Here is a 5,370-nt window from a genome sequence, read left to right on the forward strand (position 1 = left end):
GCACGTCTGAACAGGGAGTACCAGAAGGCCCTGTTCAAGTAAGCTACTGCTTGATTTCGCTTAGATGCGGGTCGGGGCGAGAGGGAAACCTCTCGCCCCTTTTTTATGGGTGGAACGGACTCTGCAGTTCTCCCCTCGCCCTGCGGGAGAGGGGCGGGGTGAGGGAAGCCTCGCATAACCGCATCATGGTGATTCGGGACGGCCCTCACCCGGCCTTCGGCCACCCTCTCCCCTGAAGGGGCGAGGGATCGAAAGACACTTCCTTGGCCTTCCGGAGAGCGAAGAGGTTGGCAGAGGGGAGTGAGGTTGGTCAACATAGTTACGCGGACAAAGGTAGGTACTGGGTTTTGATGTTTTGGTTGATTTAGATGATGGAGCAGCCGTTTAGCCGTGTTGTATGTTGAGGGCAAGGGGGGGGCTGGAAGGGCGAACTGCTGGTGGGGATGGCGTAGGACACCGGGCTCCCCCCTTCCCTCCGCTCAGGGGGGAAGGGGAAGCGCGGCTTGCTAAGGGAGTTACTCCGCTTTTTCGAGAGTCATGAGCAACTGGTTGGCTTCCTGCAGTTTCGCCTGGAGTGCTTTCAGTTCAGCGGCAGAGTACACCTTGTCGCCTTTCTTTATCGCCTTCTCCAGCTTGTGGATCCGCGCATAGATGTCATCCACCTGATTTGCACAATTCTGCGCGGCCAGCAGGCACTCGTCCTTTTGGGTGTCAGGCACGTCGGCGGCCAGGGCCGGCAGGGACGACAAGGCGAATACGGCGGAGGTAGAAACCAGCATTACCAGTCTTTTCATTGTGCTTTCTCCTTTCTCGATGTTTGCTACCACGCTAATCATTATAACAGATACTAGCATATTGGCATAAAATGATACCTGCTCTGACAGTGGCGCTTGGGGGGATGAATGAGGAAGTTACTGGTACTGTTCGTGGTGTGGCAAGGCTGCCTGCTATGTCAGGGGTGCAGCAATCGCGCATGGTACGATATGCTTCGTGAACAGCAACGTCAGCTCTGCAACCAGGAAAAGAGCTTGCGGGCAACCCAGCAGTGTCTGGAGAGGGTGAATGGCGTGAGCTATGATGAGTACGAAAGGCTGAGAAAGGAATCGCTGAACGCCGAGCAGGGACGAAACTGATGAATTTCGCGCGTCCACCCGGCCGGAAAGTGCTCAAAAAGGGGCGGAAGAGGGGAGGGGAGGCGGTATTGATGGTTGAAATGCCGTTTTAAAGTGGGTAGAATCGCGCTGGTGCCGGTGCCCGTATCAGTCAGCCGCTGCGCCCACTTTGTCTTGCAGGGAGGCTGGCCATGGAAAAACGCTATCTGACCCCTGCCGAGACGGTCAGGACCATCGTCGACAACGGCAAGCGGGTGCTCACCCAGTCCCGCGTGCGCACCCTGGTTCTGAGCCTCTTGGCCGGCTTCTACATCGCCTTCGGGGCCGAGCTCGCCACCGTGCTGACGCAGGACGCCGCCCTCTTCGTGGGGAAGGGGATCGCCGCCCTGCTTGGTGGCAGCGTCTTCTCTCTGGGGCTCATGCTGGTGGTGATCTGCGGCGCGGAGCTCTTCACCGGCAACAGCCTGTTGGCGAGCTCCGCCCTGCAAGGTGAGATCTCCTGGTGGCAGCTTCTGGAAAACTGGCTGCTCGTCATCCTCGGCAACATGGCGGGGTCCCTGTTCTTCGCCGGGCTGATGTTCGAATCGCGGCTGTGGGCCAACGGCAACCTCGCCGAGCACGCCATCAGGATCGCCGCCCTGAAATGCCAGCTCCCCTTCACGGTCGCCCTGGTGCGGGGCATCCTCTGCAACTGGCTGGTCTGCCTGGCCGTTTTCATGGCCACCGCCGCCCGCGACGTGACCGGCAAGATGTTCGCCTGCTACGTGCCGATCATGGCCTTCGTCGCCAGCGGCTTCGAACACTCCATCGCCAACATGTACTTCATTCCCACCGGCCTCCTGTTGGCGGGGGAGCTGGGGCGGCCGGTGCCGGGCCTGGACTGGTCCAGCTTCTTCCTGGGGAACCTGCTGCCGGTCACGCTGGGCAACATGCTGGGCGGAGTGCTCTTCGTCGCCTTCGCCTACTGGTACGTGCATCTGCGGCAAGAGTCACGCCGCCAGCCATAGGCTTAGGAGCGCGGGGGATGAAAAAGGAGAGGGTGTGTTGGGGGATGGGTGGGACGCCGTTCAACTTGGGCTTGTCGAAGGGCTTGGTGCTCACACGGAAAGTAGAGACTGAAAAAGTTGGCAAGGATGCTTCGACAGGCTCAGCACGAACGGCCCAATAGAAATGAGAAATTGCAGATCACTGAACCACGCGTCGGCGTAGGCTTGTGGCGAGAAAAAAGAGAAAGGACCGGTCTGGATCAGGCCGGTCCTTTTGTCATTGGGTGACGGCGACTACGATGCCACACAGGTAGCTCGGCTGGTTTTCCGCGTCCATAACCAGCTTGCCCAGCATGCGCAGCCGGTGCGTATCGCCCTTTTTGACGCTGACAGGTCGGAATACGATGTCGCAGGGGGCGCCATCCGCCGCCTCCCGAACCGCCTGCTGCATGTTCGGCCGGTCCTCGGGATGCGCCAGGTCGAGCCATTCCTGAAGCGGCACGGAATCCTTGTCGGTCCCCAGCACCTTCGAGCCTTGCCGGCAGAAGGTGAAGCTGTCGCTGGCCGCCTCCCAGCTCCAGGTGCCGAACTGTAAAAGAGCCGACGCCTGCCCCAGCATGGAACGCTGCCGTTCCAGCTCCTCCTCGGCCACTTTCCGGCTCGTGATGTCCAGTATCAAGGCGTGCTTGGAGACGCTGCCGTCGGCGTTGTGGATGGGGGTGTTGGAGACCTGGTACCAGCGGCCGTCGCGGGGGCTTTTCACCTCCCACTGGACGTGTTCGCCGGCCGCCACCCGGTCGTTCACGCACCACGGGCAGATGGAGTCCCGTTCGTGGAGGGCGGCAAAGCACTCCTCACCGGTGGCGTCGCGGCCGAGGAGCTCCTTGAAGCGGTCGTTGAGGAATTCGATGCGCAACTGTTGGGAGCAGATGTAGGTGAACCCCGGGAAGGCCTGGACCATCGCACGGTAGCGCGCCTCGCTCTCCCGCAGGGCCTCTTCGGCTCTCTTGCGATCGGTGATATCGGTGATCATGGCGAGCGAGCCGACGTACAGATTGTCGTGGTCGTAAATGGGGGTGGTTCCCAGGATGGTCCAGACGTCGCGCCCCTCCTTGCTCCGGAAGCGGAAGTCAAAGACGTCCTTCACCCCCCGGCTGCGCAGGGTGAGCTTCTCCTCGGCGAGCTTCCTCGACTCTTCGTCCATGAAGTCGAACAGGTGCCGTCCGAGCATCTCTTCCGGATGGTACCCGAGCATCACTCCCAGCTTCTCGTTCACAAAGGTGGTGAACCCCTTGGCGTCCAGTACCCAGACCCCCTCGTTGGCGGTCTCGATCATCCTTCTGTAGCGGTCCTCGCTCTCCCTGAGGGCCACCTGCTGGGTCATCTGGATCACGTTGTTCTGGCGGTGCAGCGAGTGCACCTCCCTGAGGAGCTCTTCCCGTGACATCTTTTCGTACTGCTTCATCGCGAATTCCCGTGCCTCCGCAGGCACTGCGGCGGCGGTCAAGTCAGAGATGGAGTATCCCACCATGTTAATCCCGTTTACAGTAGCAAACTTCCATAATTAAATAAAGCCTATCTGGCAGAGGCAGAGTCAGGAAGCCAGGATCGACTGTAAAATTTGCAGCTCAAAGAGCCAGATCATCTCTGCTGAGAGAGTGACATGACCATGTCTTCTGAAATAGTCCACGGTGATGGATCAGATTACTGTTAAACGAAAAAAAGCTGCTCCTTAAAGGGCAGCTTTCTCATGGCATGTCTTGGTGAGGCCTATTCCTACCTAGATCCCTTTCTCTATCTGAGTGAACAGCTCCGAGATGACATTGGAAAAGTGACATCCGGACAGCAATTCCGAAAAGGACCGCTCGTCGAGGATCATCCTTTTGCGAACAGATCTGAACTGGTCTTCTGCCAGCACGTCTTCGATGGTGGCACGGATGCTCCTCCCCTTGGACGGCACCTGCACGCTATGACCATAGCCTGCGTCGTCGAGGGCGCAGACGTACCAGAGTTTCACCGGCTGTCCGTGCAGTTCCTGCTGGGTCTTCAGGTAGGTGAGCACCTTGTGGGCGAGTTGGAGTTTCGCCAGGCGATAGCAGGAGTCGTCCACGATGTTGCCGTGTTCGAAGAAGGGGATGATGTGCTGGCTGGGTGCCCTGCGGATCTCCTCGGGCGACGGACCGTTCTCCCGCCCCACCACGAACAGAGCCCAGACGTAGGCGGTGTAGAAGAGCCCGGCGCTGGCAGGGTTCCCCATGGTGCTGTGACTTTCGTACTCGATGATGAACGCCTCCCGGTCGGGATTGAGCAGTTCCTGCTGCGCGCCGCAGATCTCTCCCTGGAAGAAACTGCTGGGGGGCCAGAGCTTGCCGGTGATGCTGACATGCAGGAAGGGGTGGGCGGTGCTCGTGCGTGAGGCTGCCACGTTCCTCAACTCGTCCAGCAGGGCCACCTTGGCCTGGTCCTTGACCCGTATGCGCACCGAGTTGTTTTCGTCGCCGAAGCCGTACTGGAGGGTGACCGGCCCCGCCCACTGTTCGCAGCTGCAGACGGGAACGCTCGGCCCCCAGAGGAGCCAGAGGTTGAAAATGGTCATCTGCTGGTGCGAGAAGGCGCGGCTCGCCATCCGGTCATAGCTCGAGATGATGGGTCCCCAGTCTTGCTGGAAGCGGGACATGAGCCCGGCCAGCAAGTTGAGCGGCAGCAGGTACCCTTCGTTGATTCTGACGCTGCACAGAAAGGAGGCCTCCTCGTCGAGGGAGAGCTTGAGCTGCGAGACCGCCAGCAGGTACTTCTTGATGCCGTTCTTGGTGATCTCGTCGTTCAGCCGGAAGACGTCGGCCACCTCGATGACCGGTTCCTTCTCCTTGACCTTCAGGGCACCGAACTTCGCGCGCATGCTCCGCTTCCATTCGGCCAGTTCCCGCCGGTAGGAGGCCTCGTCCACTTCCAGCTGGTAGCGGCGTGTGCGGGTGTCCAGCACCCAGCGAGGCTCCTTGGGCGGCTTGGGATGCAAGAGGCGCAACTCCAGCCAAAGGCGCATCTGCTTCCTGAAGATGGCCGGTTTCAAGGGCAAGGCGGAGCCGCAGCAGGCCTTCAGGGTGTTCAAAAGCGGCAGGTTCTCTTCTTCCGAGAGGCATCGCCAGACCAGGCGGATGGGAGGGAGGAAGAACCAGAGGATGTAAAAGAAGCAGGTGGCAGCGGCCAGGGCGATGGCGAGCAGTTGCTTGTAGCCGTCAAGGTTCACATTGCCCTCCTTGCTGTCGCGGCAG

At 60.1% G+C, this 5,370-nt stretch carries 5 protein-coding genes; 2 read left to right on the forward strand and 3 right to left on the reverse strand.

Features of this window, described 5'->3' with window-relative positions; genetic code table 11:
* Window positions 1-515: 515 nt before the first annotated feature.
* Window positions 516-794 carry a hypothetical protein gene (locus VJ604_RS01870; RefSeq protein ID WP_324079685.1) on the reverse strand — a complete coding sequence of 93 codons (279 nt, stop codon included), beginning with the start codon at window positions 792-794 and terminating at the stop codon, window positions 516-518.
* A 108-nt stretch (window positions 795-902) separates the two neighbouring features.
* Here VJ604_RS01870 and VJ604_RS01875 point away from each other — a divergent pair, with 108 nt between their 5' ends.
* Window positions 903-1,133, forward strand: a complete 231-nt coding sequence (locus VJ604_RS01875; RefSeq protein WP_324079686.1) for a hypothetical protein — start codon at window positions 903-905, stop codon at window positions 1,131-1,133.
* A 170-nt stretch (window positions 1,134-1,303) separates the two neighbouring features.
* Window positions 1,304-2,119 carry a formate/nitrite transporter family protein gene (locus VJ604_RS01880; RefSeq protein ID WP_324079687.1) on the forward strand — a complete coding sequence of 272 codons (816 nt, stop codon included), beginning with the start codon at window positions 1,304-1,306 and terminating at the stop codon, window positions 2,117-2,119.
* Window positions 2,120-2,375: 256 nt separating this feature from the next.
* On the opposite strand, the gene VJ604_RS01885 is transcribed toward VJ604_RS01880, so the two are convergent.
* A complete protein-coding gene (locus tag VJ604_RS01885) occupies window positions 2,376-3,563 on the reverse strand; it encodes a PAS domain-containing protein (RefSeq protein WP_324079688.1) in 1,188 nt (395 codons plus the stop codon).
* A 315-nt stretch (window positions 3,564-3,878) separates the two neighbouring features.
* On the reverse strand, window positions 3,879-5,370 hold a 1,492-nt coding region (locus tag VJ604_RS01890), incomplete at its 5' end, for a hypothetical protein (RefSeq protein WP_324079689.1).

Origin of the sequence: Geomonas sp. (assembly GCF_035254065.1) — a bacterium.
Taxonomy (GTDB): Bacteria; Desulfobacterota; Desulfuromonadia; order Geobacterales; family Geobacteraceae; genus Geomonas.